Genomic DNA, 24,579 nt, shown 5'->3' with positions numbered 1-24,579 from the left:
TCCCTTCCAGTGGATGCTGAAAGAGATTACCGAGCAGCTTTTAATGAAGGGGTTTCCGCTTCTGTTCCTTGCTCTGTCTGGCAACGGGAACAAATGCCGTGGAAAGTCAAGCGGTGATCCTTTATTTTAAAAATCCATTCCTCTTCCACTTTCCGCTCAACGTCCCCGAGCAGGTCTTCTTCTATTTCCGATACGGAACCGCATTGTATACAGACGAGATGGTGATGAGAATGATTCGCGCCTTCTTTGCGAAGATCGTAACGAGAAACGCCGTCCCCGAAATTAATTTTATCAACGATTTCAAGTTCATTCAGCAACTCTAACGTGCGGTAGACCGTTGCCAAACCGATCTCCGGGGCTTTTTCTTTCACCAATAAGTATACGTCTTCCGCGCTTAAATGGTCTTCTTCATTCTCAAGCAATACTTCTACCGTCGCTTCTCGTTGCGGGGTCAACTTGTAGCTTTGGGTGTGCAATTCATTTTTAATCTGATCGATACGGGCTTTCATCCGTCCCATCCTCCCTTTTGAGGCGTATACTTATTATAAAATTGTCTCTGCAGAGTGTCAATCAATAATCATTATCATTCGCAAATAATAATTATTTTAATTAAGCTAGTGGAGGGTGGTTGAATTCGCTACTCACAATCGTTTGGGTCACCAAGACGTTTCGTTTTGACGTTTCTAGAATAGACCATGAAATCACCAGTGAATGGTTCATGAAGACCGAAACGCGGAGGGAGAAGTTGCTAGCGTCGCCATGAAACGCTCATGGTGCCCGAAATATGAAAAGGGCAGCCGCACCAGTCGCTATAGATCCCCTGGCATCGCATCCGCCATACACAATAATCGCCTGTTTAGCTACCTACCTCGAAGTTGTTCCCTTCCGACTTATATAACTTGATTCCTCTGTGTAACAATCGTCTGCATCCAATTTTTAGAGCCATAATGACAGATGATCATTTATTTCAGCCACTTTGCACTAGTTGTTCATATGCCACTCGGCCACCAATTCCAATAACATTGGGGAAACAAATGCTTCGATCAGGGAAGCGATGAAAGCCACGGCAAGCGCGAGCGCCATCATCATACACATACGGGTGAAAATAGGAAAAATCGGTTCCGGGTGAGTGGCTTTCACAAACTGTTGGCGGATCAACCGCAATGAAAAAGCAACGGATAAGACACAAACGATAATCATTACCGGTACGATGAGCAAATTTTGCGGAAGAACGGACACGAGGGATAATGATAATCCGGAAACGCCCAATTGATATACAAGAAAACCGACGGTAAACCCGATTGTAAGCCCCTTTAGAAAAAGCAACAAAAAAATCAACGGCGAACCAATCACGGAAAGTCCGAGAATAAACATGAGTCCCAAATACTTGGCATAAAAGCTAAAGCTTTGCCATAACAAAGCACTGCCGCTTGAGAATTGCCCTTGACTGACTTGTCCGAAAAATTGCTGCAAATAGACAAACAAATCTTCTTTTTGGGAAAAACTCAGGCTGTTGACGACAATCGCACCAAAAATAATGCCGGTAAAAAAGAGCACCGATGAAAAGATATATAATGAACGATGCTCTTGAACGTGTAAACTGATTTGACGCTCGATGAAAGGCTTAACCTCCACGACAATTCCTCCCTCATGCTTGTCCCGTTAATCCAACTTATGAGAGAAGAACGTTCGATATGTTTGGTGATAGATTTTTACCCCAAGCGCGTTGATTTATCTTAAAATACCTTCAAATAGTATCCTATACGTTCGATCACGTAGCATCCAAAGTATCTTAGTGCAAATGTTATCTATCGGAAGTTTCTAATAATAGGAATTCCTTCCGGTATGAATCGAGAAAACCTATGCTTAATATCAGATGAGTCCTCGGGAACAAGGCCGTTGGACTCCAAGCGTTGCTCAGAAGCCAGATGAGTCCCCAGGAACAAGATCTGCGGACTCCAAGCGTTGTTCAGAAGCCAGATGAGTCCCCAGGAACAAGATCTGCGGACTCCAAGCGTTGTTCAGAGGCCAGATGAGTCTTCAGGAACAAGATCTGCGGACTCCAAGCGTTGTTCAGAGGTCAGATGAGTCCCCAGGAACAAGATCTGCGGACTCCAAGCGTTGTTCAGAAGCCAAATGAGTCCCCAGGAACAAGATCTGCGGACTCCAAGCGTTGTTCAGAGGTCAGATGAGTCCTCAGGCTCGGGTTTTGGAGACTCATAATGGTCGCTGAACGCCAATTAGTCCACAAATTCATCTTTAATAAGGCTTCACGAAGCGTCATATTTGTCTATGCTATTTTATCGGTTAAATCTGGATAATCATCGCGCCTGTTTTTACCCTTCCATCCATTTCAGGGCAAGCCTTACAGTTCATAGCATAGCTCTGTACCTATAGCCCCCCGTGTGATCATTCTATTTCACGAATCAGCAGCGACTGGATCGCGAAAGCTGTTTTCGCATCACGAAAGCTTCCTTCCAGTAAAGCAGCACGCACCTCGGATAGCGTCCATTCTTCGACACTCAAAAATTCATCCGCTTCCGTCTGTGCAGGACCCGCCTGTAACCCGGACGCCAAGTAGACACTGATCAATTCATCGGCAAAGCCCGGAGATGTGTAAAATTGAGCGATTTCACGCAAATGGGCGGACCTATACCCCGTCTCTTCTTGTAATTCCCGCTCGGCAGTTGTTTTCGGCTCTTCCCCTTTCTCCCTTTTGCCTGCAGGAATTTCCAGCAACATTTCTTCCGTTGCTTTCCGATACTGGCTAACAAGCGGTATTTTCCCATCATCGGTTATACCGATAACGGCTACCGCTCCAGGATGTTTTACCACTTCGCGCGTGCTTGTCTTCCCATTGGGAAGCTCCACTTCATGCAACTCCACATCAATGATTTTTCCTTCATAGATCGTTTCTTTATTCAGGGTTGGTTCGTCGTGGACGGACATCGATTCGGCCTCCAATGTATAAAAATATGGTTGTAGACATAGAACAGTAACACACGAATGGAAAAAGGAGTACTTTTCTATGAAAATATACAAATCAACTGATAAGATTGTTTTACAGGGAAAAGCATGGCAAGTACTTTACCTGTTAAAGGCTTATCGCAAGCAATACAAACGTGTGCGCGATTGGGCGCAAGACAAGTGAAACTTCTGCGCTTCACTTCTCACAGAAAGGGTTGGAGCCTATCTTCAAGCATGTCTTCGGTGAGTTCTCCGTGGTGGACGTCGACCACTATCCCTTCTTCATTAATAAAATACGTCGTAGGCATGCCATCCGTTGGCGGGTAAACATCAGCAAATTCCCCGTCTTCATCAAACGCGATTGGCATCGTGACAGGATTTTCATCCAGGAATTCCATGGCATCTTCCGGTCTGCGCTCGGTTGTGGTCATATTGACGGCGACGACATTCACCCCGTCGCTCTCATAAGTTTCATGCACTTGATCAAGGACGGGAAATTCACGTATGCAAGGCTCGCACCACGAAGCCCAAAGATTTAAAACGACAAAATCCCCCTCAAAGTCAGACAAGCTCAGGTTTTCGCCATCTAGGTCGGGCAATTCAAACTCGGGAGCTTGTTCTCCCTGGTTGACACCAACCGGCGGAGAGGATACATTTTCATAGACGATCGTTCCAATGATAATGACAGCAATTAAAACGACGATAGCGCTGATCCATTTTTTCATTATTATTTTCCACCTATCCGTTGCATTTTGAAAGGAGCTTTTCTCTTAATGAGTATTTTCGAAGCAATTATTTTTGGCATTGTCCAGGGACTTACCGAGTTTTTACCGATTTCCAGCACCGCCCACATTGTGATTTTGCAATGGCTGTTCGGAACGGATTTTGAAGGTCTCACATTTGAAATTATTTTACATGTTGCCTCCGTACTCGCGTTATTACTTTTTTTCCGTCATGACGTGATCGCCATCATTCGCGGTTTCTTTCGTTTTCTATTCCAAAAAGACACGAATGAACGCGCTTCTTTTTTCTTCGGTCTATACTTACTTGTTGCAACCGCCATCACCGGAGTGCTCGGACTCATCGTTGAAGATTATGCCGAAGCATTTTTAAAAACACCGCTTGTCATTGGCGGCGCCTTGCTTTTAACGGGTATTTTTCTATTAATTATTGAAAATATCCATTATCGTTACACGCGTTCCGTAAACGAGATGAATCTGATGGACGCTGTCATCATCGGCCTTGCGCAAACACTTGCCGTTATTCCGGGAATCTCGCGCTCGGGATCCACATTAATCACTGCGCTTGCGGTGGGGATTGAACGAAAAACGGCCGTGCGTTTTTCCTTTCTATTGGCCATACCTGTCATCGCCGGTTCTTCTCTCCTCGCGATCGAAGATGTCTTTCAGGGCGGTTTTGCGGAAGGGAATGTAGTTGCGCTTATCCTCTCGTTTGCCGTTACATTTGTGTTTTCGCTCATTGGCATCAAATGGTTAATCCGTTGGCTGGAAAAAAGCAAACTTTATTATTTTGCCATTTATTGCTTCGCCATTGGCTTCGTCGTCATTTTCTTTCTCGATCCGGCAAGCGTTTGACACCTTTACTTTATCCGATGCACAGAGAGCTTTTCAAGCTATCTGCCCAAACTGAAATGACGCCGGCACCTGTTACCTGCCGGCGTTTTCGCATTTATCCACCATCGAACATTTCGTGAAGATTTTATGGTTTTTCTTCATCCAACATACCTTTTCAATATACGGTCCACACTGCTCCCATACATTTCTCCAAACATGTTTAAATGGGCGAAAAGAAAATACAGTTGATAAAGCGGCAAGATTTCTTCTTCTTGTTGAGACCGTTTTATTTTTGCTTCGTAACTGTTCATCGTTCGTGTCGAATAGCCGCCAAATAGCGCCATCATCGCCCGATCAAACGCCGGGTCCCCGTACGAAATGGCCGGATCAATGATATACGGGGCTCCACCCGGGCCAACGAGCCAATTCCCTGCCCATAAATCCCCGTGCAGAAGCGCCGGATACGCCGGCTCGGACAACCAATGATGAAGATTTTCCACCAATTGACGCGCTTTTTTCTTACGTTCTTTCGGCAATTTGCCCCGTTTTTCCGCTTCGTCCATTTGCGGAAGCAATCGATAGTTTGCGTAAAACTCGATCCATCGATCCGTGATGGCATTGTACTGTGGCAATGTGCCTAAAAAATTGTCTTCATCAAAACCAAAACGCTCCCCTTTTTCGCTATGCAAATCGGCAATCAGTTCCCCGAGCTTTTCTTCTGTCCGCGGGGAAGGATTGCCTTCGATCCAAGCTAAAAGCAAATACTGATCGCCAAAGCGCACAACCTCCGGGGCATTCACCCCTGGCACATTTCCAAGCATTGATAATTGTCTCGCCTCTTTTTGAAAAAAACGATGGGGAGGATCTTCATGCCATTTTAAAAAGTAACGGTTATTTTTCCCGCGGATGTGAAACGCTTGATTAATATCGCCGCCACCTACCGTATCGATGGCCGCATCTTCATCTATTCCGGCTTTTGTTAACACGTTCGAAGGAATCATAGCCATTCGTTTTCTACCTCTTCGAGAAGGGACGCACAAGCTTCATCGACCATGTCATACACTTCTTGAAAATTGCCGGTGAAATAAGGGTCAGGCACATCGCTTTCCTCCCTATCCGAGTAATCAAGGAGCCGAACAACTTCTACCTCTTGCCCCTGTTTTCGCAACGTTTGTAAAAAACCGAGATTTTCAGCATCCAATGCCACCACGATATCAAAGCTATCCAAATCCTCTTCCACCACCTGGCGTGCAGACAATCCGCTTGCATCAATCTCATTATCAGCCAGAATGTTAATCGTCCCCTCGTGGGGAGGTTGCCCAACATGCCAGTGGCCCGTACCCGCCGATTCGATATGAACCTGATCGCTTAACCCACGCTCAGCTGCTTTTTGGCGAAGAATAGCTTCTGCCATTGGCGAACGGCAGATGTTCCCTAAACAAACAAATAATACACGAATCATTTCCAACACCTCTTTACATATATAAATTCACTAATAACCCGCGAATCTCTCCAACTTGCGCCAATATATCCAAATGGGCGGCTTCATTTTCCAATACTTTCTCGGCTAGTCGCGCAAGTTTTTCATCAACTTCCGCAACGATTTTATAAGCGTTTGTTTCCGGGCGATTAAACCTACGCCTCTCCTCGATTTGCAGGCCATTTCGGACGATCTCATCAACAAAGTTTCTAATCAGTTTTTTATATTCACGCAACTCTTTCTCAGTCCGGGATTCTGCCAATATTTTTCCCTGGTCTTCAATCTTGCCCATCGCGGCTTGCAGTTGATCAAATGCAACCGATTGACGCTGATGATTCATGATAGCTTGAAAAGAAGGGGAGCGAAACCTTTCTTTCGAAGATTCGGGACTGGCCTTCTTCATCATAGGTGAAGAAACACTCAATTTCCCGAGACGCTGAATGTTCACTGTTCGTCCTCCCTTAAACGGACAGGCTCCTGCGCTCCCTGTTACTCATTATGAGGAAGGGGAAGCCGGGACTATATGTATAATCCCTTTGATTTTATCATAATTGAAAAGAGAGGGGGGATTTTATTATTCGGCGCACCTTTCATTTTTCCGTTGGCATAACTCTACTAAAACTCCGCCGAAAAGTTTCGGGTCCAAAAAGGCAACAGTACGGCCGCGGGCACCGGGCACCGGCGGACCTAAACAGGCGGATGCATTTTTCTCGTTGACCGCTTGCAGACAGCTTTCAAGATCGTCCACCTGTAGAGCGAAATGATGGATGCCTTCTCCTTTTCTTGAAAGAAAACGTGCAACTGCACCACCATCCCTGATCGGTTCCAGAAGTTCAATGTCGATTTCTCCGCTTGACAGAAAGGCTACTTTCACTTCCTGTTGGACAAGGCAATCCATTTCCGTCAATTCAAAGCCTAACAAATCTTGATAATAAGGCAAACGTTCCTCTATAGAATGAACGGCAATGCCTACATGGTCCACTTTTTTCAAAAAAGGGTTCATCACTATAGATTCTCCTTGTTTTAACACTTGAGAAAATCAGCAAAAACTCGTAAAATAGCAATAAGAGAAAATGTACGTTGGAGGGAGAAGCAATGCCCCGAAGCTTTCAAAAAACCATTGTTTATGTAATGATTTTTGTATTGGTGGTAGGCACCTTTTTAGCTGGATTCGGTGCTATGATTTAAAACGAGAAAGGGATCCCTTTCTCGTTTTTTAATACCCCTATCTCCCTAGCAATATCTTCTATTTCTTGATCCGGTTCCGTACCAATCCACACTTTTGTACCAATTGGCACTTGATCGTACAGCCCGTTCACTTCTTCATTATGCATGCGAATGCAGCCTAAAGAAACACTTTCCCCGATTGTACTGCTATCGTTTGTCCCATGTACGCCGTACGTCCGCCCATCGGTGTTGCCCGCGTCAAAGCCGATCCAACGGCTTCCGAGCGGGTTTTCAGGATCACCGCCTTCGATGTCTTGCGCTCGATAATAAGGTTCCACCGCCTTGACGATAACCGTGAAAATCCCCTCCGGGGTATCTTGCGCATCTTTTCCCGTTGCTACGTCGTGCACATTTTCAACTTCGCCATGCTCTACCCATCCCAATTCATTCGTAGACTTGTTAACGATAATGAACGGCTCGCCCGGAAAAGGTTCCACATCCATTGGCCACAAAGGGGCAAAAAGAAAAATAGCCGCAGCCAAACTTTTGATAAACATTTCGTCCCCCCATGCAACATGTTCCGTTATTTATCCCTTATCTTTTTCTTTTTTCCGCAAAGTATGCACCCCTTTTTTCCTTTTTAATGCAAACGTTCGTTTTTGGTCAGGCTTAAACATATCTTTAATAAGCAAGTATTGTTCCAATTCATGAAGCACATAAAATAAAGATGCGCGTGCTTCAAATTCCGCCCTGTTTTTCGGAAGAGGGTGCTCCTTGAACATATCCCTTAATTGATGCAACTCCTCCAAATAATAACGAGCAGTGTTTCCGGGATGAACGGCACTGCTTAACCCATCCATAAAATTGGCGATGCTTTTTCCTTCTGTCACTTGATCCAATGAAGACACGAACGGCAAGATGCGTTCCATAATCACAAATTGCCGCTCCCTCATATCAAAGTAATGGAAAAAATAATGATCGTGCCGCAAAAAATGATTGTCGATGCTCCTTAAAGCTTTTGATTTCCCATTCTCAATCGTTTCTCCCGCCAAGACAAGTTCCCGTCCATCCCAATCCACCCACCTTTCTCGCAAATACCGCGCATACTCTTTCCAAATAAGCGAAAACTGCTCTTCCAAGAAAATTTGATCTTGGTACAAGTCTTCATCAATGCTCGGCATATAAAGATTCATGAGTAAGCCAACGGAAATCCCAATCGTAATAAGCAGAAACTCATTAAGGAGCAACCCGGCGGTCATTTCCCCTACGGAGTAGACGTGAAAAATGATAACAATACTCGTAATGATCCCTTTTAACGCATTAATTTTCTGTAATGCAGGGATAAACACTAGCAATAATAGCGAAAGCGAGAGAGGATGATAGCCAATCGTTTCAAATATAACTGCTGCAAACAACAAACCTACACAGGAAGCAAGAAACAATTCCCACGCCTTATGTACCGAACCTTTTCTGGTAACGTGGATGCATAAAACGGTAATGATTGCTGCCGTCGTAAAAGAATCAAGCTGTAGCAATTGGCCCAAAAACAGTGAAAGACCGGCCCCCACAGCTGTTTTAATCGTACGATAACCAAAAAACATCGTCCTGCTCCTTTTGTTGTTCTCTTTTTATAGCTTGTAACAAAACATATCCGTTATGCCTAGATATCAACACCAGCCGTTGCCTCAGCATAACCTTATAGAAATAAAAAAATCCCCCGGCCGGGAGATCTTACACTTTGTAGGATTGGCGCGCCTACCAGGATTCGAACCTGGAATACGAGAACCGGAATCTCGCGTGATATCCATTTCACCATAGGCGCCCTTAACAGACAATCTCAATTATATGAGGTGAAGGGCGCCATGTCAACAATGCGCAATGGACCTCTACTTATTGTTGTTCCGGTTCTTCTTCCAGCATAGCGTGGAAACGTTCGTTGATCTGTTCATCATTGTAACCGAGGGACTGGAGTCGTTTCGTAAAGTTTTGCGCCCATAATTTTGCGCGTTCACGCATTCGCTTATATTTTTTTACTTCTTTCCCTTTGCGTTGTTCCTTGAAACGGTTTTCGGCATTGGAGGCGATGCTTTCAACAACGAGTAACCCTTTCCAGATTTGGTCTTCTTCAAGATCATTCCCCTGCTCCTGAAGGTAATCGAGCACTTTCTTGTAGTAATCCTGAAATTCGTTAAAATCAATTTCGCCTTCCATGTTTAAATAAACCTGTACTTGTTGATACAGTTCATCCATTTGCGTCACACCTCTTATGTACGTTGTGAAGCGCGAGAAGCCGCTATCAGCGGCTTCACGAGCAATGTTCATCAAAAGCGGATTCTAATTTTTGGACGACCTCAATCGGTTCATGCCCTTCAATTTCATGACGCTCAACCATCATTTGAATCTCTCCGTCCTTCATAAGCGCAAATGAAGGGGAAGATGGACCATAGCCTTCAAAATATTCGCGTGCGTGATCTGTTGCTTCACGATCCTGCCCTGCGAAAACAGTCACAAAGCGGTCAGGTTTAGACTCGTAATTTTGCATATAGGCAGCTGCCGGACGTGCAATTCCGCCCGCACACCCGCATACGGAATTGACCATTACCAACGTTGTTCCGTCTTCTTTAAAGGTTTTATCTACTTCTTCAGGCGAACTTAAATGTTCATAGCCCGCCTCACTCATCTCATCACGTGCCGATTGTACGACATCATTCATAAAATATTCAAACTGCACAGGAATTTCTCCTTTCAAAGGGGATATGTTCACTATTTATTGTACCCTACTGATAATGGGAAACTCAAATACAATGCTTGCATGTTGGAAGTTGGAGGGGAGAGACGGGTAAAATACAAGGCCTTATGCCTACGCCGTTTCATTCCAGATTTCCCCTTTTACTGTTATGACCTCTCTTGCTTTTACATCCCTTCACTGTTAAACTGCTCCAGTTGTTCTTTCACATAGGCCAAAAACCTTCCGCAAATTAATCCGTCTAACACACGGTGGTCAAGGGAAAGGCAAAGGTTCACCATATGGCGCACGGCAATCATATCATCCTCTTTCACAACCGGGCGTTTGACGATGGACTCTACAGAGAGAATCGCTGCTTGCGGGTGATTAATGATGGGCATCGATTGCACGGAACCAAAAGCACCCGTGTTGTTTAACGTGAACGTCCCCCCGCGCATATCATCGCCCGTCAATTGTCCGTTTCTCGTTTTCTCGGCGAGGGTGTGCAAGGATCGCGCCATGCCTCGCATATTTTTCTCATCGGCATTCGCGATCACCGGAACATAGAGCGCTTCTTCAGTGGCAACGGCCATGGAAAGATTGATTTCTTTTTTACGAAGAATATGGTCACCCTGCCAAGTAGCGTTAAGTTCGGGATATTTTTTAAGCCCCGCGGTGACCGCTTGCATGAAGAAAGGCATAAACGTCAACGGGATCCCTTCTTGATGACGAAACGTTTCTTTCTCTTTTTCGCGATAGCGAACGATATTCGTAACATCCACTTCGACCATCGTCCAGGCATGGGGGATTTCCTGTTTGCTTTGGCTCATATTTGCAGCAATGGCTTTGCGCACGCCGGTCACGGGAATAATCTCGTCGGAAGAAGCGGTTGTTTCCGACGGTGCAGTAATTTGTTCCTCCTGTTGAGGCTCGTTTGTATTCGCTGTCGCTTTTTCTCCGGCCTCCAATTTTTTCTCCACATCTTTTCGGGTAATGCGTCCACCTCTGCCTGAGCCTTCGATTATCTCTAAATCAATGTTATGATTTTGGGCCAAGGAAAGGACCGCAGGAGAATACCGTTTCTTCTGTGACTGTGCTTCCGGTTTTTCTTGTTTTTCCGCTTGAGTTTTTCTTTGCGCATCATGGTCCGATGGCGTCTCGTCCTCCGGGGAAGCCTCCGTCTCGATATAAGCAACCACATCTCCGACTTGCACGGTCTGGTTTTCCCGCGCGATAATGTCGCGGATCGTGCCCGTATAGGAAGAAGGGACCTCGGCATTGACTTTATCCGTGTCCACTTCCGCGATCGGATCATATTTATTTACGTTATCTCCGGGATTCACGAGCCACTGGGTAATCGTCCCTTCCGTTACACTCTCTCCCAGCTGAGGCATGATGATCTCTTTTTTCATCGAGAAGTACCTCCTAAAATTCCGCCAATTCGCGAATGGCTTGCTCTATTTTTTCCGCGTTCATCATAAAATACTTTTCCAATGGAGGCGCATAAGGCATCGACGGGACATCGGGAGCCGCGAGACGCTCAATGGGCGCGTCAAGGTCAAACAAGCATTCTTCGGCGATCGTTGCCGCCGCTTCATTCAACACGCTGCCTTCTTTGTTGTCTTCACTGATGAGCAAAATTTTCCCTGTTCGCCGGGCAGCGCTGGCGACAGCTGCGCGATCCATCGGATAAAGCGTACGCAAATCAAGCACGTGGGTGGATATCCCTTCACCTTGCAACTTCTCGGCCGCTTCCAATGCAAAATGAACGCACATCCCATACGTCATCACCGTGACATCTTCCCCTTCCCGCTTTACATCCGCCGTTCCTATAGGCACTGTATACTCGTTCTCGGGAACATCACCCTTAATCAAGCGATAAGCTTTTTTATGCTCAAAAAACAAAACGGGATCAGGGTCGCGAATGGCGGCTTTTAACAGGCCTTTTACATCGTGCGGCGTCGATGGCGCGACTACTTTCAATCCGGGGGTGCTGGAAAACAACGCTTCAACGGATTGGGAATGATAAAGCGCTCCATGGATGCCGCCACCGTAAGGGGCGCGAATCGTGATCGGCACGTGCCAATCATTGTTAGAACGATAGCGGATTTTCGCAGCTTCCGAAATGATCTGATTGACAGCAGGGAGCATAAAATCGGCAAATTGCATCTCTGCCACCGGGCGCAAGCCGTACATGGCAGCACCAATGCCCACGCCGGCAATCGCTGACTCTGCCAAGGGGGTGTCAAGGACCCGGTTTTCTCCAAACTGATCATACAAGCCTTCCGTCGCTCGAAATACACCGCCTTTGGCAGCTACATCCTCGCCGAGAACGAAAACCCCGTCGTCTTTCTCCATTTCTTCTTTTAATGCTGCCGTGACTGCACTGATATAATTTTTCGTCGCCATACAACACCCTCCTCTCTTACTGGTGATACACGTGGTTCAAGGTTGATTCCGCTTCCGCGTAAGCCGCTTTTTCCGCGGCATCTGTCGCTTCATCGATCGATTTTTGTATTTGTTCATGGATGTTTTTTTCTTCTGCATCCGTCAATAAATCATAACCCTTTAAATAGTCGGCAAACGTTAGAATGCCATCCTTTTTCTTGGCGTCGTCCACTTCATCCCGCTCACGGTAGGAACGGTCGTCATCGTCGCTTGAATGCGGGGTTAAACGGTAAGACAAAGATTCAATTAGTGACGGCCCTCCTCCAGCGCGCGCGTGGTCGGCAGCTTTTTTAACTGCTTCATAGACAGCGAGAGGATCATTGCCGTCCACGGTTTCCCCGTGCATGCCATAGCTGGAGGCACGATCGGAAACACGTTCGCAAGCAATTTGGCGATCTACGGGCACAGAGATTGCGTATTGATTGTTTTCACAGAAAAAGATAACCGGCAAACGATGCACACCTGCAAAATTCGCGGCTTCATGAAAATCTCCTTGGTTCGAGGAACCTTCCCCAAAAGAAGTCAGACAAACAAAGGGATCATTTTTGATTCTTCCGGCAAGAGCAATGCCGACAGCATGAGGCAATTGCGTCGTCACAGGGGAAGATCCCGTGACGATTCGATGATTTTTGCTGCCAAAATGATTGGGCATTTGCCTCCCTCCGGAATTGGGGTCTTCTGCTTTGGCAAAACCTTGTAACATTAAATCTTTCACTGTCATGCCAAAGTGTAAGACCATCCCTACATCCCGATAATAGGGAAGAAGGTAGTCTTTGTCTGTATCTAGCGCCATCACCGCTCCTGCCTGTGCTGCTTCATGCCCTTGGCAGGAGACGACAAAAGGGATTTTTCCGGCCCGGTTTAACAACCACATCCGTTCATCGATTTTCCGGGCAGACAGCATCGTTTTAAACATATCAATCAATTGGTCTCGGTCCAATCCCAGCTTTTCGTGTTTTCTTTCTGTCATTGGTACCCCCTCCTATAAAGTGATACTTCTTGTGCGTCGCGATCGGGGTGTTAGTCGCCCGCTTTTCCTGAAAGGTTTTTTTCCGACCTCTGGCCTCTGAAATCTGATCTCTGGGATTACGGGCGCTTATCATCGGGATAGATGAATGGCACGTCGGTCGGCGTGAAGTGCCGCTTCTTTGAATACTTCAGATACACTTGGGTGCGGGTGAACCGTTTCTGCCACTTCCCAATCGGCTGCATCCAGCAACATAGCGAGCGCCCCTTCTGAAATCAGTTCCGTTGCATCCGTTCCGATCATGTGAACCCCGAGCAAATCGTTGTTTTCCCCGTTGGAAATAAACTTGCAAAAACCATCTGCATCGCCGTGGATGAGAGCTTTTCCAATCGCACGAAGCGGAAACGTTCCAACTTTCACTTGAAACCCTTGAGCCTTTGCTTCCGTCTCGCTTAAACCGATGGACGCAACTTCCGGATGGCTGTAGGTGCATCTCGGCATTTGCCGTTCGTTTAATCCCGCGGGGTTTTCCTCATTCATATGTTCAACGGCAATCGTCCCCTGATGGGAAGCTACATGGGCAAGCTCGTACCCTCGTGTCACATCCCCGATGGCATACATGTGCGCTTCCTTCGTTTGTCCCCATTCATTGGTGATGATTTTGCCATCTTCGGTCTCGATTTCCGTATTTTGAAGTCCGATATCGGAAATGTTTGCTTCCCTGCCGATGGAAACGAGCAAACATTCCGCGGCAAAGGTTTGTTGTTCTCCATCTATGTGCGCCTGCACACCGACATATTCAGGTTCAATGTGCATATCCCCTGTTTTCACGCCAGCATTTAAACAAACACGGATGCCCCTTTTTTCCAACTGTTTTTTCATTTCAGCGGAAATAGCTTCGTCTTCCCCCGGAAGCAAACGGTCTTGCGCTTCCAATACAGTAACTTCAACACCAAAATCAATGAGCATGGATGCCCATTCCGTCCCAATAACCCCGCCGCCGATGATCGTCATTGAAGCCGGCAGACGTTCCATAAATAACGCATCGTCAGAAGTCATTACGTTTTCGTGGGAAAAATCTACATCGCTGAGACGTCTTGGCTGGGACCCGGTCGCAATCAGCACGTGTTTGGGAACAAGCACTTCGTTATCCGCGCCGTCCGTGTATTCAATCGATATACTGCCGGCACGCGGGGAAAAGATGGATGGTCCCAAAATACGTGCATGGCCTTCGAACACTGTAATATTTTCATTTTGAAGCAATTGTTGAACGCCGGTATGCAACTGTTCAACGATGGTTTGTTTACGAGCCTGCACTTTTGAAAAATCAAGTTTTGCACCTTCCGTATTGACGCCAAACGCTGCCGACCCCTTTACCTCTCTATACACTTCCGCGCTCCGCAACAAGGTTTTACTCGGAATGCATCCTTTGTGAAGACAGGTGCCGCCAAGGGCTTCTTTTTCAACGATTGCCACCCGATTTCCGAGTTGGGCGGCGCGGATCGCGGCAACATAACCACCGGTGCCTGCACCAATCACGACCAGGTCATATTCATCGGCCATTGTTTGCCTCCTCTCTCTTTGCAACAACTTCACAAGGTCATTGTTTACAAGATTCTTCTTCGGCTGCCAAACCCTTAGGATAAAATATCTTTTGGATTTCCTACATAAGCATTTTTTGCTTTGCGGACAGTTTCGATCCGCTCTGCGGCGAGTTGGTCGGCTGCATGATGCGTAGGAACCCCGTCCCGCTTTGCAATCTCGAACACCTTAGTCATTTGTTCATATAAATTTTCCACGCTTTTCATCGCCCGTTCCTGGTTGTATCCTTGCAATTCATCGGCAACGTGAATGACGCCTCCCGCGTTAATAACATAATCCGGAGCGTAAAGGATGCCTTTTTCATGAAGAAGATCGCCGTGACGGGACTGATGTAACTGGTTGTTTGCAGACCCGGCAATGATTGATGTTTGGATGCGATCCATCGTTTCGTCATTCACCACCGCCCCAAGGGCGCAAGGGGCAAAAATATCGCACTCCACATCATAAATCTCTTCCGTTCCGACCGCGCGAGCCTCAAATTCTTTAACTGCACGCTGGACCGTGGAGTCTTGAATATCAGTGACTACGAGATGTGCGCCCTCCCTATACAAGTGTTTGCACAGGTGATAGGCGACGCTGCCGACCCCTTGCACAGCTACGGTTCTTCCCGCCAAGGAATCCGTGCCGAACGCTTCCTTGGCGCTCGCCTTCATTCCCACATACACTCCGTATCCCGTCAGCGGAGAAGGATTTCCGCCTCCGCCCGGGGTGGCAGGTGACCGCCCGGTTACGTAATCGGTCTCCAAATGAATCGTATCCATATCCGGCTCTGCCATCCCCACATCTTCGGCTGTAATGTAACGGCCTCCCAAACCTTGGATATAGCGTCCGAATGCCCGTAGTTTGGCTTCGTTTTTCTCATGACGGCTATCTCCAATGATCACCGCTTTCCCGCCGCCCAAATTCAGGCCGGCTGCCGCATTTTTATATGTCATGCCCTTTGCCAGCCGCAAGACATCAACGAGCGCTTCCTCCTCATCTTCATACGGCCACATCCTCGTCCCCCCAATGCAGGTCCGAGCGTCGTGTCATGTATAGCAATAATCGCTTTTAATCCCGAAGATTTTTCTTGGCAAAAAATGACTTGTTCAAAGTTTTCTTCCGACATATGTTCAAACAAATCCATGGTAAGGACCTCCTTGGGTGATGGGTGATGGCTTATGATTAAGAAATGCAAAGGCGATGCCAAAAAAATTACCTGCAACGTCGAGATGTTTCCGGAAAAAACCTGCAACTTTTTTCATCCCATGACAGTTATTGCATGCATTATTTTTCACGATTAGAGAATAGGGAGTCAAAAAATCAAGTTTTTCTTACAATGCCGTGTTTCTCCAGCTTATAATACAGGTTTCGTACGGAAATTCCCAGCGCGCGAGCCGCGGCCGTTTTATTTCCCTGCACTTCAGCCAAAGCGACTTCCAATTCTTGTTGTTCAAAAGCATTCATTCGTTCGGCTAAACTGCCGTTCTGTTTCCCATATTCATGGAGCGGGCGTGCGTAAGTATGATCCGTTTCGGCCAAAGGAGGCAAGTGTTTAACCGTCAGTTCTTGATCAGGATAGTTCATGTGAATAACTGCCCGTCCAAGAATATTTTCCAATTCCCGGACATTTCCCGGCCATTCATATGCGAGCAAACGTTGCATCGCCTGATCGGAAACCGTTAATACCGAGCGGCCATACGCCTGATTGATTTTATGTAGCAAATACTGGCAAAGTTCATGAATATCTTCCCGTCTGTCCTGTAGAGATGGGATAAAGATCGGCATTTTGTTCAACCGATAAAATAAATCCTCGCGAAAATCTCCGCGCTTGATGGCTTCTTCGAGATGGTTGTTTGTCGCGGCAATGATTCGAACATTCACTGTGCTGGCTTTCGTGCCGCCCACACGCACGATTTCTTTCTCTTGAAGCACACGCAAAAGCTTCACCTGCGTTTCTTTTGGCACTTCCCCAATTTCATCAAGAAAAATACTGCCATCGTTGGCTTCTTCGAACAAACCTCGCTTTCCTCCCCGTTTCGCTCCCGTGAAAGCACCCTCTTCATATCCAAATAGTTCACTTTCCAGCAATGCCGGGGACAAAGCCGAGCAATTCACGCGAATGAAGGGCTGGTAGCGACGCCCGCTTTCATTATGAATGGCGTGGGCAAATAATTCTTTGCCTGTGCCGGATTGGCCGCGGAGCAGCACATCTACCGGTGTTTGGGCACTTTTAAACGCTTGTTCCTTGGCGAAAGATAGGGCGGGGGAAGATCCGATTATATCATCAAACGTATACTTTGCTTCCAATGTCCGAATTCGTTGTTTTGCCTTTTCCAATTCATTGGTTAACGTACGAATTTCAGAGACATCATGAAGGACGCCAACGCTCCCTTTCAGCTCTCCATTTACGAGAAGCGGTGCAACATTCACGATCACGTCTTTCTTATGGGGCCCCACCTTCATTTGGGTTCCTCGAATCGGCATGCGTGTATGCAACGCTCGCATATGCATGCTCTCTCCTTCATAAATGTCTGCAGTCGCCGGTTTTCCGAGCACATCCTGTTCATTTAACCCTGTCAAACGGGAGTATGCCGGATTAACCATCAACCCTTCTCCTTCTTCGTTTACAACCGAAATGGCCTCGTCCGAGGAATGAATGATCGCCTGCAGCAACTGTTGCACGCTTTCCAAATCCGTGACTTTCGTGGCCATGTTCATCATCTCGGTAACATCCTGAAAAACAGCCAACGCACCGACGAAGTTGTCTTTGATCCACAGCGGAATCCTTGTGGTGACAATTTGGCGTCCGTTCGCAAACGTTTGTTTTTGATTATATTCCATTGTACGTGTGCTCAAGATGCGCGGAAGTTTGCTTTCCGGCATGACCGTGTGAATCAAATTTCCGATCGCCTTTTCACGGTCAATTTCGGTCATTCGCGCAGCTGCTTGATTAAAAAGAAGCACTTTTTCGTCCCCATCAATCGCGATCATCCCATCATCGGTAGATTGAAAAACCGTATGATGGAGACGCTCTTGATGACTGAGTTCAGCGATCAATTCATCTTTGCCGATGAGCAGTTGATAAAGCAAATTACAGACATGGGCGGGCACGACAGCCGTTTGCACCCCTACGTGCCTTTGCAAGTCGGCTAAGACAGCTTCATCCCCCGTTGCTTCAAAAACAATATCCGGAGCCGGAAACAGCTCTCCGTATAACGTAAACGCGTTGCTGCCCGTTTGTAAACCGCGAGCTTTCGCGACGCTTATTCCTTCTGCTTCCAAATCAAGATCGGCCAAACCGACCACTTCCATATGATCGAGGCCGTCCATCATTCCGAGCAGCGCCGTGCCACCTTTTCCGCCTCCCACAATCATTGCCCGCTTCAACCTTCCCACCCCAATCAAAAGAGTTTCTCCTTTCACTATCCATTATCTTTTCGTGACATGCAAGGAAAAAATGGGACATTAGCGGCAAACGTGTTAAAATAAAGTGAAACATTTGCGGTTATTCCCATACTGAGAAAAGAGAGGATAAACAATGCGGCTCGTTGCACTAATCATACTGCTGATCCCTGTGTTTTTCGCAGGCTTGGGCATAAAATGGATGCGGGATGTGATTTTCTCCATTCTCCATGATCCATTTCCCAATTACGCGTTACAATTTGCGGGGGGACTTGTGCTTTTCATCGCGGGATTGGCGTTTATCGGCGGTTTTATTCTTCACCGCGATCGTAAAAACAACAAAGTTGCACCCCGTTTCCGCAAGTCGAAGGGCCGGGGTTAACTTTTAAAGCCATCCATTAACGCTTGATGCCTGCCCAACCAGTCCAAACGGTATCTGCTGGCGGATGGTCTTTCGATTACTTTTGCGACCCCTTTCAGATCAACGATATCTGAGCCAAACCATAATTGCATGAGAGACTGCACCCCAATGTCCGCCTTCCCTTGGATCATCGCTTCTTCCACACTTCTCGCACCGCCAAGCATAAAAATCGTTCCATTGCTGATTGAACGTGCATATAGGAGAGCTGTCTCTTCCAGCCCGGCAAACCAGTCGCAAGTCGTATAGGGTAATTGCGATTGCTGCAAGCGGGCGATGGCGGCTTGATCTTTCCCATCACTGGTTTTGGGAATGACGAGCTGAGCACCCCCCGTGAGGGCTTCTCTTTTAATATCCGTGAAATTGCCAAGGAGGACATCGGGGTCAAACCCTGTTTTCCTCGCGGTGGGAGATGCACCATCAATCGCGATAATAAAAGGGTTGATTTTCTTTAAATAGCGTTTCGCGAAGACAAGCGTACGTTCATCGTCATTTGTCGGGGCAATGATGAGAAGTGGCCGGCGGCCATTTGCTGTTGCGGCTGCTTTTGCCATTAAGCTTGAAAACACATCCAACTGCGCTTCGGCCTCTCGCGAGGATTTTTTAAAAAAACGGCAGAAGGCATCGGCACGCAAAGACGCTGCCCGTTCTTTTAACTTTTCCACCCGTTCAGGATCGTAGCCTTTCAACGCAGCAACTCGTTTCCATTGCCCGGTTCCATCTCTCATATACAAAGATTGTTTTGTAATGCGCGCTTGTCGCCCTTGATGGAGTTTAGGAAAATCCTGGCTTGTTTGCAAGTCAAATACGGGAACTCCGGCTTCCAATAAACGCTCGACACCGCGATGGTCAAAGTCTCCCGTCATAGATGTTCGTCCATTAACGACCGCTTTAATCCCTTTTTTTAATAACTGTTGCAAATGAAGTTCAGAAAGATCTTCCAGATTGACGACGATAATCTTCCCTTTGTACGATACCTTCCACTCAAATTCCAGGTGATGTATCTTCCCTTCTGTCGACCCTATCTTCATCTTTTGGACTCCTTTATCCCCGGTTTGTCCCTAGTATATCCAAAAACCGGACCTTCTAACTTTCGTCAAGTCAAAATTTGCATGCAAAAACCTCCCACATACCGGACTTATCCGATACATAGGAGGTACATTTCCCATGTTTATCAGCAAAATAAACAGAAATTCACCTTTTGATTATCCCGATCAACTTACCTTATGTTCAATGCGTAATTTATCAGCAACCATCGCGATGAATTCCGAGTTAGTCGGCTTAGCTTTTGACATGCTCACCGTGTAGCCAAAGTAATGGGAGATGGAGTCAATGTTTCCGCGGCTCCAGGCGACTTCAATCGCGTGCCGAATTGCTCTTTCGACGCGGCTGGCAGTTGTATTGTATTTTTTGGCAATGTCCGGATATAATTCTTTCGTAATCGAACCGAGCAATTCGATATTGTTGTACACCATTGTAATCGCTTCCCGCATGTACATATAACCTTTAATATGCGCCGGAACACCGATTTCGTGTATAATGCCGGTGATACGCTGGTCCAAATTGACGCTTGGTTGCTTCACGGCGCCCATCTCTTTACTTTGCCCGGATACAGCTATTTGTGGTGTCGGTTGGCCGCTGAGGTCCCTGATGGTATCAATCAACATATCCATGTCAAACGGCTTTAATACATAATAAGATGCCCCCTGCGTTACTGCCTTTTTCGTCACATCTTCTTGGCCAAACGCCGTTAACATTAAAACCTTGGGCATCTTGCCCGAATCATTATTTTGTAATCGGCTCAAAACGGCAAGTCCATCTAAATACGGCATGATGATATCAAGAATAAGTATGTCCGGTTGCATTTCCTCCACAACCTGTAAACAGTCTTTGCCATTGTAAGCAACACCGGAAACCTCCATATCATCCTGAATAGATACATATTCTTCCACCATTTGCACTAAATCACGATTATCATCAGCAATACAAACTTTGATCGTTTCCATATTTTGTGCCCCTTTCAGAAAAAATAACTTGTTCTTGTCCAAAATCCCTTATGTTTGATTATCCATAAATTGAAAATAAAATCAATCAAATAACTGAATTTGCTTTATTATCTATAAAAATCCGTCAAATTTCTTGGTAAAACAAGCCATTGCGACCTTGTTTTGTCGAATATTCTTTGCGCCCTTCCCATCAAAACCAAAAAAAGGCAGCTGAATTAGCTTGCCTTTCTTTCTACATCTTCTGTATCAATTTCGGCTTCATCGAGCATCCATTCAATATGGGAACCATATCCCGCGGTAGCATCATTGACAAAAACATGGGTAACCGCACCGATGATTTTATCGTTTTGAATGATCGGACTGCCGCTCATTCCCTGCACAATACCTCCGGTCTTTTCAAGAAGACGGTCATCAGTTACCTTTAAGACCATCCCTTTTGTCGCCGCGTGTTTTTGTGGACTCGACCGAATGATCTCAATATCAAACGCTTCAACTTCTTCGTTTTCCACTACGGTTAAAATCTTCGCCGGTCCCTCTTCCACTTCTTCCGCATACCCGATGGGCATCGGTTCTCGACCTTCATTTTCCAAGTCATGCCCTTCGTTTAATTGCCCATAAATACCGAAGGTGTTATTTTTCGTAATTGTTCCAAGCACATCTTGTTGGTTCACAATCGATGCTTGTTTTTCCCCGGGCAGTCCGCTTTTCCCTCTTTCGATCGAATTTACGGATGAACGTGTGATTTCACCTTCGTGAATAGTCACCGGACGCTTTGTGTCAATATCAGCAATCACGTGGCCCAGCGCGCCATACTGCCTTGTACCCGGATCAAAAAACGTCATCGTCCCAACCCCCGCAGACGAGTCACGGATGTACATCCCCAACTGCTTGGAGTCTTCGGAAGCCGTGATGCTTGGTTGCACGGTTTTTTCTATTTTTTCTCCATTGCGAATAAGTTCGACTTGAATGCCGTTCGAGTTATCCGGAGACCTTAAGATTGACGTAACTTCCATCAGATCTTCAACCGGATGCTGGTTAATTTTAACAATAATGTCCCCTTTTTGGATTCCTGCCGCTTCCGCAGGCGATTGCTGTCCTTGTTCCGTATGAAGCGCGTGGAAACCCACAACCATGACGCCTTGTGCGTTCAGTCGTACGCCGACGGATTGTCCTCCCGGGGTGACCTCAATTCTGGGCTCCTCGTTTTTTGTTATATTTTTGATCGGTGTAGAACCCGCCGTGACCTGAATGGCATCTTCATTTTTTTCTTCTACCGAAAACAACGCAGGCACTTTCGATTCGAAACTTTCTATGGCGGAAGTCTCCTCACCAGCCGTCATCGTCAGTTGATCCGGAAGTTGTATCCACGATTGTACCGGCTGCAAAAAACCTAAGCTTATAACAGCAACGAGTAACATCGCGCCTAATATTTTTCGTTTTTTGTCGGATTTCACCCTCGCTCACACTCCTCACTCCCGCCCGCACATAGCGTTTGTACTTATAATGTTGCCTTGCGTGAGTCGGATTATAACTTAGAGCAAATAAAAATACCGACCTTTACTGGTCGGCATTGCGAATTCATGACAGTATAAAGATGGACTGACAGATCATGGTGTTGCAAAATCCAAAAGTTCACGCGCGTTTTCACGCGTTTTTGTCGTTACCGCGGTTCCGGAAAGCATTCGCGCCAACTCATCAACACGCTCCGTATCCCCAAGTTCGGTAACCGTTGTCTGCACACGCCCTTGTTCTTCTTCTTTGGCTATATGCATATGGGTGGATGCCAGGGCCGCAACTTGCGGCAAATGGGTGATGCAAAGGACTTGGGTTTCAGCGGCGGCGATCGAAGCAATTTTTTCGCCAATGGCTTGCGCGACCCGTCCGCTCACCCCTGTATCCACTTCATCAAAGATCAGCGCAGTCCGCTGTGACGCATTCGACAAAATCCGTTTAAGCGCGAGCATAATACGGGAAATTTCGCCGCCTGAAGCGATTTTTGCCAAAGCTTTCTCCGGTTCGCCGGCATTCGGCGACATGTAAAACTCCAGCCGTTCTTGCCCTTCTTTTGTAAAGGTTTTTACCTGGCCGTTGCTTTGTACTTCTTCGCCTTGTACCGGAGGTTGAAAAGATACGGAAAATCGAGTTTTTTCCATAAACAGATCGGCCAGTTCGCGTTCGATTGCTTCCGAAAGCGTTTTCGCAGCTTCTTTTCTCCCGTTTGTCAGCGCATTGGCTGCAGAAAAAAGGGCTGCGGCCTTTTCTTTTAACTCCTCTTCATACTGGCGGATGTGTTCATCCAAGTTTACAAGCGCATCTTGTTCTGCAGCGATTTCATCGACAAATGTCAAGATTTCTGTAATGGAGCCCCCGTACTTTCGTTTCAGTTGGTCGATTTCGGCCAAGCGGCTTTCGATTTGTTCCAACCGGACAGGATCAAAGTCGAGTTGATCGATATGTTCCCGAATCGAATAAGACGCTTCTTCAATCATGTAAAAACTAGAATCCACTTGCTCGCTCGTTTGGAGTAAGGCTGGATCAATGTCACTTGCCTCTTTCAGATGGCCTGCGGATTCGCGGATCCATTCTAAACCTTTCCCCTCATCATGCAAATACGTGTAGGCGTATTGCAAAAGCTCATATAATTTCTCCGCGTGAGCCAACTTATAGCGCTCTTGTTCCAACTGCTCGTCTTCATCGGGCTCTGATAATGCTGCTTGGTTAATTTCCTCCAATTGATATTGGATGAGATCGAGCCGTTGGATATTTTCACGATCGCTGTTCCTCAAGCGTTGCAATTCATTTTTGATCGACAAATACGTTTCATAATGTTTTTCATAATCGGATTTTAGCGAAGCCAATGTCGAAGCGGCATATCCATCGACCATTCCACTGTGCTTGTCCATTTGTAATAATTCCTGATGTTCATGCTGCCCGTGAATATCCACCAATGTTTGTCCAATCGACCGTAACGTCGTTAAAGTAACGAGTTGCCCATTGACCCTGCAAACGCTCTTCCCTTTTCTGGATATCTCCCTGCGTAAAACGATCATTCCTTCTTCACATTCTATGCCTGCAGAAGTCACACGCTCACGTGCCAAATGGTCATTTGGCACGATAAACAACCCTTCGACTTCCGCTTTTTTACTTTCATGGCGCACAAAATCTACAGAACCGCGACCGCCTGCCAGCAACCCGAGGGCATCAATAATGATTGATTTTCCTGCTCCCGTTTCCCCGGTAAGCACCGTTAATCCTGATGCAAACGGTATGGTCAGCTCTTCGATGATCGCAAAATTACGAATCGTCAGTTCTTCAAGCATTTCTAACACCTTCTTCAGAAAAACCCCGGCTTTTCGTCAAAACGCCACCATTATCTCGACAATAGCATTTAAAGCATTTCTAATATCCGGTCGGTAAGTGCAGGAGACTGTTTGGCATCTTTACAAATGATAAGGATCGTATCATCCCCGCAAATCGTCCCCATAATATCATCCCAGTTCAAGTGATCAATCAATGCCCCAATCGCGTGTGCATTGCCGGGTAATGTTTTTAGCACAATTAAATGATCCGAGAAATCAATGCTCACAAAACTGTCGAAAAGATGCTTCTTCAGTTTTTCCTCGGGATTAAAGCGTCTGTCTGCCGGCAGACTGTATTTGTAACGCCCGTCCGGTGTCAATACTTTTACAAGATGCAATTCCTTGATATCTCTGGAGACGGTCGCCTGGGTTACATTAAACCCTGCTTCCTGTAATTGAAAAACGAGTTCTTCTTGTGTGTCCACTTCTTGTTCATTTATGATCTCACGTATTTTCACGTGACGTTGTCCCTTTGTCATGGA

At 46.5% G+C, this 24,579-nt stretch carries 26 protein-coding genes, 1 tRNA gene and 1 pseudogene; 4 read left to right on the top strand and 24 right to left on the bottom strand.

What is annotated here, in order from left to right; all coding sequences use genetic code 11:
- Positions 1 to 26: 26 nt before the first annotated feature.
- The 3 genes from fur to EPH95_RS00830 all read right to left on the bottom strand — a co-directional run bounded on the left by fur (position 27) and on the right by EPH95_RS00830 (position 2,949).
- Positions 27 to 509, bottom strand: a complete 483-nt coding sequence (fur, locus tag EPH95_RS00840) for a ferric iron uptake transcriptional regulator (protein WP_142086504.1) — start codon at positions 507 to 509, stop codon at positions 27 to 29.
- A gap of 472 nt (positions 510 to 981) precedes the next feature.
- On the bottom strand, positions 982 to 1,635 hold the full coding sequence (gene spoIIM / locus EPH95_RS00835) for a stage II sporulation protein M (protein ID WP_142086503.1): 654 nt from the start codon (positions 1,633 to 1,635) through the stop codon (positions 982 to 984).
- Between the two features lie 774 nt (positions 1,636 to 2,409).
- Positions 2,410 to 2,949 (bottom strand): NUDIX hydrolase, encoded by a 540-nt coding sequence (locus EPH95_RS00830; protein ID WP_142086501.1) that lies wholly within the window; start codon positions 2,947 to 2,949, stop codon positions 2,410 to 2,412.
- Between the two features lie 79 nt (positions 2,950 to 3,028).
- Between EPH95_RS00830 and mciZ the strand changes: the two genes are divergently transcribed.
- The gene (mciZ, locus tag EPH95_RS00825) at positions 3,029 to 3,151 is read left to right on the top strand and encodes a Z-ring formation inhibitor MciZ (protein WP_142086499.1); all 123 of its coding nucleotides are present in this window, start codon (positions 3,029 to 3,031) and stop codon (positions 3,149 to 3,151) included.
- A gap of 19 nt (positions 3,152 to 3,170) precedes the next feature.
- Here the strand turns inward: mciZ and EPH95_RS00820 are convergent, their stop codons facing one another.
- Positions 3,171 to 3,692, bottom strand: coding sequence for a TlpA family protein disulfide reductase (locus EPH95_RS00820; protein WP_142086497.1), 522 nt, complete (start codon positions 3,690 to 3,692; stop codon positions 3,171 to 3,173).
- 48 nt (positions 3,693 to 3,740) lie between these two features.
- On the opposite strand from EPH95_RS00820, the gene uppP reads away from it, so the two are divergent.
- The gene (gene uppP, locus EPH95_RS00815; RefSeq protein WP_142086495.1) at positions 3,741 to 4,562 is read left to right on the top strand and encodes an undecaprenyl-diphosphatase UppP; all 822 of its coding nucleotides are present in this window, start codon (positions 3,741 to 3,743) and stop codon (positions 4,560 to 4,562) included.
- A gap of 137 nt (positions 4,563 to 4,699) precedes the next feature.
- On the opposite strand, the gene EPH95_RS00810 is transcribed toward uppP, so the two are convergent.
- From EPH95_RS00810 to mce, 4 genes are all read right to left on the bottom strand, one after another.
- Positions 4,700 to 5,548: a fructosamine kinase family protein gene (locus tag EPH95_RS00810; RefSeq protein ID WP_142086493.1), complete on the bottom strand. Its 849-nt coding sequence runs from the start codon at positions 5,546 to 5,548 to the stop codon at positions 4,700 to 4,702.
- Entirely contained in the window at positions 5,539 to 6,003 is a 465-nt protein-coding gene (locus EPH95_RS00805) for a low molecular weight protein-tyrosine-phosphatase (RefSeq protein WP_142086491.1), read from the bottom strand. Before EPH95_RS00805 ends, EPH95_RS00810 begins: the two co-directional genes overlap by 10 nt.
- Positions 6,004 to 6,016: 13 nt before the next feature.
- Complete coding sequence (locus EPH95_RS00800; protein ID WP_227003993.1) at positions 6,017 to 6,469, bottom strand: YaaR family protein; 453 nt, start codon at positions 6,467 to 6,469, stop codon at positions 6,017 to 6,019.
- A 126-nt stretch (positions 6,470 to 6,595) separates the two neighbouring features.
- Entirely contained in the window at positions 6,596 to 7,024 is a 429-nt protein-coding gene (mce, locus tag EPH95_RS00795) for a methylmalonyl-CoA epimerase (RefSeq protein ID WP_142091424.1), read from the bottom strand.
- Positions 7,025 to 7,116: 92 nt separating this feature from the next.
- Between mce and prli42 the strand changes: the two genes are divergently transcribed.
- The gene (gene prli42 / locus EPH95_RS19730; protein WP_160141531.1) at positions 7,117 to 7,209 is read left to right on the top strand and encodes a stressosome-associated protein Prli42; all 93 of its coding nucleotides are present in this window, start codon (positions 7,117 to 7,119) and stop codon (positions 7,207 to 7,209) included.
- On the opposite strand, the gene EPH95_RS00790 is transcribed toward prli42, so the two are convergent.
- From EPH95_RS00790 to EPH95_RS00740, 11 genes and pseudogenes are all read right to left on the bottom strand, one after another.
- Entirely contained in the window at positions 7,206 to 7,745 is a 540-nt protein-coding gene (locus EPH95_RS00790) for a L,D-transpeptidase (protein ID WP_142086489.1), read from the bottom strand. The genes prli42 and EPH95_RS00790 overlap by 4 nt on opposite strands.
- A 30-nt stretch (positions 7,746 to 7,775) precedes the next feature.
- Entirely contained in the window at positions 7,776 to 8,789 is a 1,014-nt protein-coding gene (locus EPH95_RS00785) for an aromatic acid exporter family protein (RefSeq protein ID WP_142086487.1), read from the bottom strand.
- Positions 8,790 to 8,935: 146 nt separating this feature from the next.
- A tRNA-Arg gene (locus EPH95_RS00780) sits at positions 8,936 to 9,010 on the bottom strand.
- A gap of 68 nt (positions 9,011 to 9,078) precedes the next feature.
- Positions 9,079 to 9,510 carry a hypothetical protein gene (locus tag EPH95_RS00775; protein ID WP_319592803.1) on the bottom strand — a complete coding sequence of 144 codons (432 nt, stop codon included), beginning with the start codon at positions 9,508 to 9,510 and terminating at the stop codon, positions 9,079 to 9,081.
- Positions 9,494 to 9,901 carry a BrxA/BrxB family bacilliredoxin gene (locus EPH95_RS00770; protein ID WP_193557014.1) on the bottom strand — a complete coding sequence of 136 codons (408 nt, stop codon included), beginning with the start codon at positions 9,899 to 9,901 and terminating at the stop codon, positions 9,494 to 9,496. The genes EPH95_RS00775 and EPH95_RS00770 overlap by 17 nt, the downstream gene beginning before the upstream one ends.
- Before the next feature lie 200 nt (positions 9,902 to 10,101).
- Positions 10,102 to 11,325: a dihydrolipoamide acetyltransferase family protein gene (locus EPH95_RS00765; RefSeq protein ID WP_142086481.1), complete on the bottom strand. Its 1,224-nt coding sequence runs from the start codon at positions 11,323 to 11,325 to the stop codon at positions 10,102 to 10,104.
- Between the two features lie 13 nt (positions 11,326 to 11,338).
- Positions 11,339 to 12,322 (bottom strand): alpha-ketoacid dehydrogenase subunit beta, encoded by a 984-nt coding sequence (locus EPH95_RS00760; protein ID WP_142086479.1) that lies wholly within the window; start codon positions 12,320 to 12,322, stop codon positions 11,339 to 11,341.
- 16 nt (positions 12,323 to 12,338) lie between these two features.
- Entirely contained in the window at positions 12,339 to 13,331 is a 993-nt protein-coding gene (locus EPH95_RS00755; protein ID WP_142086478.1) for a thiamine pyrophosphate-dependent dehydrogenase E1 component subunit alpha, read from the bottom strand.
- Positions 13,332 to 13,460: 129 nt separating this feature from the next.
- Positions 13,461 to 14,891: a dihydrolipoyl dehydrogenase gene (gene lpdA / locus EPH95_RS00750; RefSeq protein ID WP_142086476.1), complete on the bottom strand. Its 1,431-nt coding sequence runs from the start codon at positions 14,889 to 14,891 to the stop codon at positions 13,461 to 13,463.
- 74 nt (positions 14,892 to 14,965) lie between these two features.
- Positions 14,966 to 16,056 (bottom strand): annotated as a pseudogene (locus tag EPH95_RS00745) (Glu/Leu/Phe/Val dehydrogenase dimerization domain-containing protein).
- A gap of 176 nt (positions 16,057 to 16,232) precedes the next feature.
- Positions 16,233 to 18,299, bottom strand: coding sequence for a sigma-54 interaction domain-containing protein (locus EPH95_RS00740; protein ID WP_142091423.1), 2,067 nt, complete (start codon positions 18,297 to 18,299; stop codon positions 16,233 to 16,235).
- Between the two features lie 151 nt (positions 18,300 to 18,450).
- Between EPH95_RS00740 and EPH95_RS00735 the strand changes: the two genes are divergently transcribed.
- Positions 18,451 to 18,696, top strand: a complete 246-nt coding sequence (locus EPH95_RS00735; RefSeq protein WP_142086474.1) for a DUF2627 domain-containing protein — start codon at positions 18,451 to 18,453, stop codon at positions 18,694 to 18,696.
- Here the strand turns inward: EPH95_RS00735 and steA are convergent.
- The 5 genes from steA to ahrC form a co-directional block, all read right to left on the bottom strand.
- On the bottom strand, positions 18,693 to 19,763 hold the full coding sequence (gene steA, locus EPH95_RS00730; protein WP_142086472.1) for a putative cytokinetic ring protein SteA: 1,071 nt from the start codon (positions 19,761 to 19,763) through the stop codon (positions 18,693 to 18,695). The genes EPH95_RS00735 and steA overlap by 4 nt on opposite strands.
- 183 nt (positions 19,764 to 19,946) lie before the next feature.
- Positions 19,947 to 20,738 carry a sporulation transcription factor Spo0A gene (gene spo0A / locus EPH95_RS00725; RefSeq protein ID WP_142086470.1) on the bottom strand — a complete coding sequence of 264 codons (792 nt, stop codon included), beginning with the start codon at positions 20,736 to 20,738 and terminating at the stop codon, positions 19,947 to 19,949.
- A 215-nt stretch (positions 20,739 to 20,953) separates the two neighbouring features.
- Positions 20,954 to 22,192 carry a SpoIVB peptidase gene (gene spoIVB, locus EPH95_RS00720; protein ID WP_142086468.1) on the bottom strand — a complete coding sequence of 413 codons (1,239 nt, stop codon included), beginning with the start codon at positions 22,190 to 22,192 and terminating at the stop codon, positions 20,954 to 20,956.
- Positions 22,193 to 22,345: 153 nt separating this feature from the next.
- Positions 22,346 to 24,058: a DNA repair protein RecN gene (gene recN / locus EPH95_RS00715; protein WP_142086466.1), complete on the bottom strand. Its 1,713-nt coding sequence runs from the start codon at positions 24,056 to 24,058 to the stop codon at positions 22,346 to 22,348.
- A 68-nt stretch (positions 24,059 to 24,126) separates the two neighbouring features.
- Entirely contained in the window at positions 24,127 to 24,576 is a 450-nt protein-coding gene (gene ahrC / locus EPH95_RS00710; RefSeq protein ID WP_142086464.1) for a transcriptional regulator AhrC/ArgR, read from the bottom strand.
- Between the last annotated feature and the right edge of the window lie 3 nt (positions 24,577 to 24,579).

Origin of the sequence: Salicibibacter halophilus (assembly GCF_006740705.1) — a bacterium.
In the GTDB taxonomy this organism is placed as follows: Bacteria; Bacillota; Bacilli; order Bacillales; family Marinococcaceae; genus Salicibibacter; species Salicibibacter halophilus.
The sequence above is the reverse complement of the archived record's forward strand: the minus strand, read 5'-3'. Positions and strand labels throughout refer to the sequence as shown.

What these genes read in the sequence shown, in the direction of transcription:
- fur (WP_142086504.1), bottom strand. Translation starts at nt 509, where the DNA reads ATGAAAGCCCGTATCGATCAGATTAAAAATGAATTGCACACCCAAAGC.
- EPH95_RS00830 (WP_142086501.1), bottom strand. Translation starts at nt 2,949, where the DNA reads ATGTCCGTCCACGACGAACCAACCCTGAATAAAGAAACGATCTATGAA.
- mciZ (WP_142086499.1), top strand. Translation starts at nt 3,029, where the DNA reads ATGAAAATATACAAATCAACTGATAAGATTGTTTTACAGGGAAAAGCA.
- EPH95_RS00820 (WP_142086497.1), bottom strand. Translation starts at nt 3,692, where the DNA reads ATGAAAAAATGGATCAGCGCTATCGTCGTTTTAATTGCTGTCATTATC.
- uppP (WP_142086495.1), top strand. Translation starts at nt 3,741, where the DNA reads ATGAGTATTTTCGAAGCAATTATTTTTGGCATTGTCCAGGGACTTACC.
- EPH95_RS00810 (WP_142086493.1), bottom strand. Translation starts at nt 5,548, where the DNA reads ATGGCTATGATTCCTTCGAACGTGTTAACAAAAGCCGGAATAGATGAA.
- EPH95_RS00805 (WP_142086491.1), bottom strand. Translation starts at nt 6,003, where the DNA reads ATGATTCGTGTATTATTTGTTTGTTTAGGGAACATCTGCCGTTCGCCA.
- mce (WP_142091424.1), bottom strand. Translation starts at nt 7,024, where the DNA reads ATGAACCCTTTTTTGAAAAAAGTGGACCATGTAGGCATTGCCGTTCAT.
- prli42 (WP_160141531.1), top strand. Translation starts at nt 7,117, where the DNA reads ATGCCCCGAAGCTTTCAAAAAACCATTGTTTATGTAATGATTTTTGTA.
- EPH95_RS00790 (WP_142086489.1), bottom strand. Translation starts at nt 7,745, where the DNA reads ATGTTTATCAAAAGTTTGGCTGCGGCTATTTTTCTTTTTGCCCCTTTG.
- EPH95_RS00785 (WP_142086487.1), bottom strand. Translation starts at nt 8,789, where the DNA reads ATGTTTTTTGGTTATCGTACGATTAAAACAGCTGTGGGGGCCGGTCTT.
- EPH95_RS00775 (WP_319592803.1), bottom strand. Translation starts at nt 9,510, where the DNA reads ATGAACATTGCTCGTGAAGCCGCTGATAGCGGCTTCTCGCGCTTCACA.
- EPH95_RS00770 (WP_193557014.1), bottom strand. Translation starts at nt 9,901, where the DNA reads ATGAATGATGTCGTACAATCGGCACGTGATGAGATGAGTGAGGCGGGC.
- EPH95_RS00765 (WP_142086481.1), bottom strand. Translation starts at nt 11,325, where the DNA reads ATGAAAAAAGAGATCATCATGCCTCAGCTGGGAGAGAGTGTAACGGAA.
- EPH95_RS00760 (WP_142086479.1), bottom strand. Translation starts at nt 12,322, where the DNA reads ATGGCGACGAAAAATTATATCAGTGCAGTCACGGCAGCATTAAAAGAA.
- EPH95_RS00755 (WP_142086478.1), bottom strand. Translation starts at nt 13,331, where the DNA reads ATGACAGAAAGAAAACACGAAAAGCTGGGATTGGACCGAGACCAATTG.
- lpdA (WP_142086476.1), bottom strand. Translation starts at nt 14,891, where the DNA reads ATGGCCGATGAATATGACCTGGTCGTGATTGGTGCAGGCACCGGTGGT.
- EPH95_RS00735 (WP_142086474.1), top strand. Translation starts at nt 18,451, where the DNA reads ATGCGGCTCGTTGCACTAATCATACTGCTGATCCCTGTGTTTTTCGCA.
- steA (WP_142086472.1), bottom strand. Translation starts at nt 19,763, where the DNA reads ATGAAGATAGGGTCGACAGAAGGGAAGATACATCACCTGGAATTTGAG.
- spo0A (WP_142086470.1), bottom strand. Translation starts at nt 20,738, where the DNA reads ATGGAAACGATCAAAGTTTGTATTGCTGATGATAATCGTGATTTAGTG.
- recN (WP_142086466.1), bottom strand. Translation starts at nt 24,058, where the DNA reads ATGCTTGAAGAACTGACGATTCGTAATTTTGCGATCATCGAAGAGCTG.
- ahrC (WP_142086464.1), bottom strand. Translation starts at nt 24,576, where the DNA reads ATGACAAAGGGACAACGTCACGTGAAAATACGTGAGATCATAAATGAA.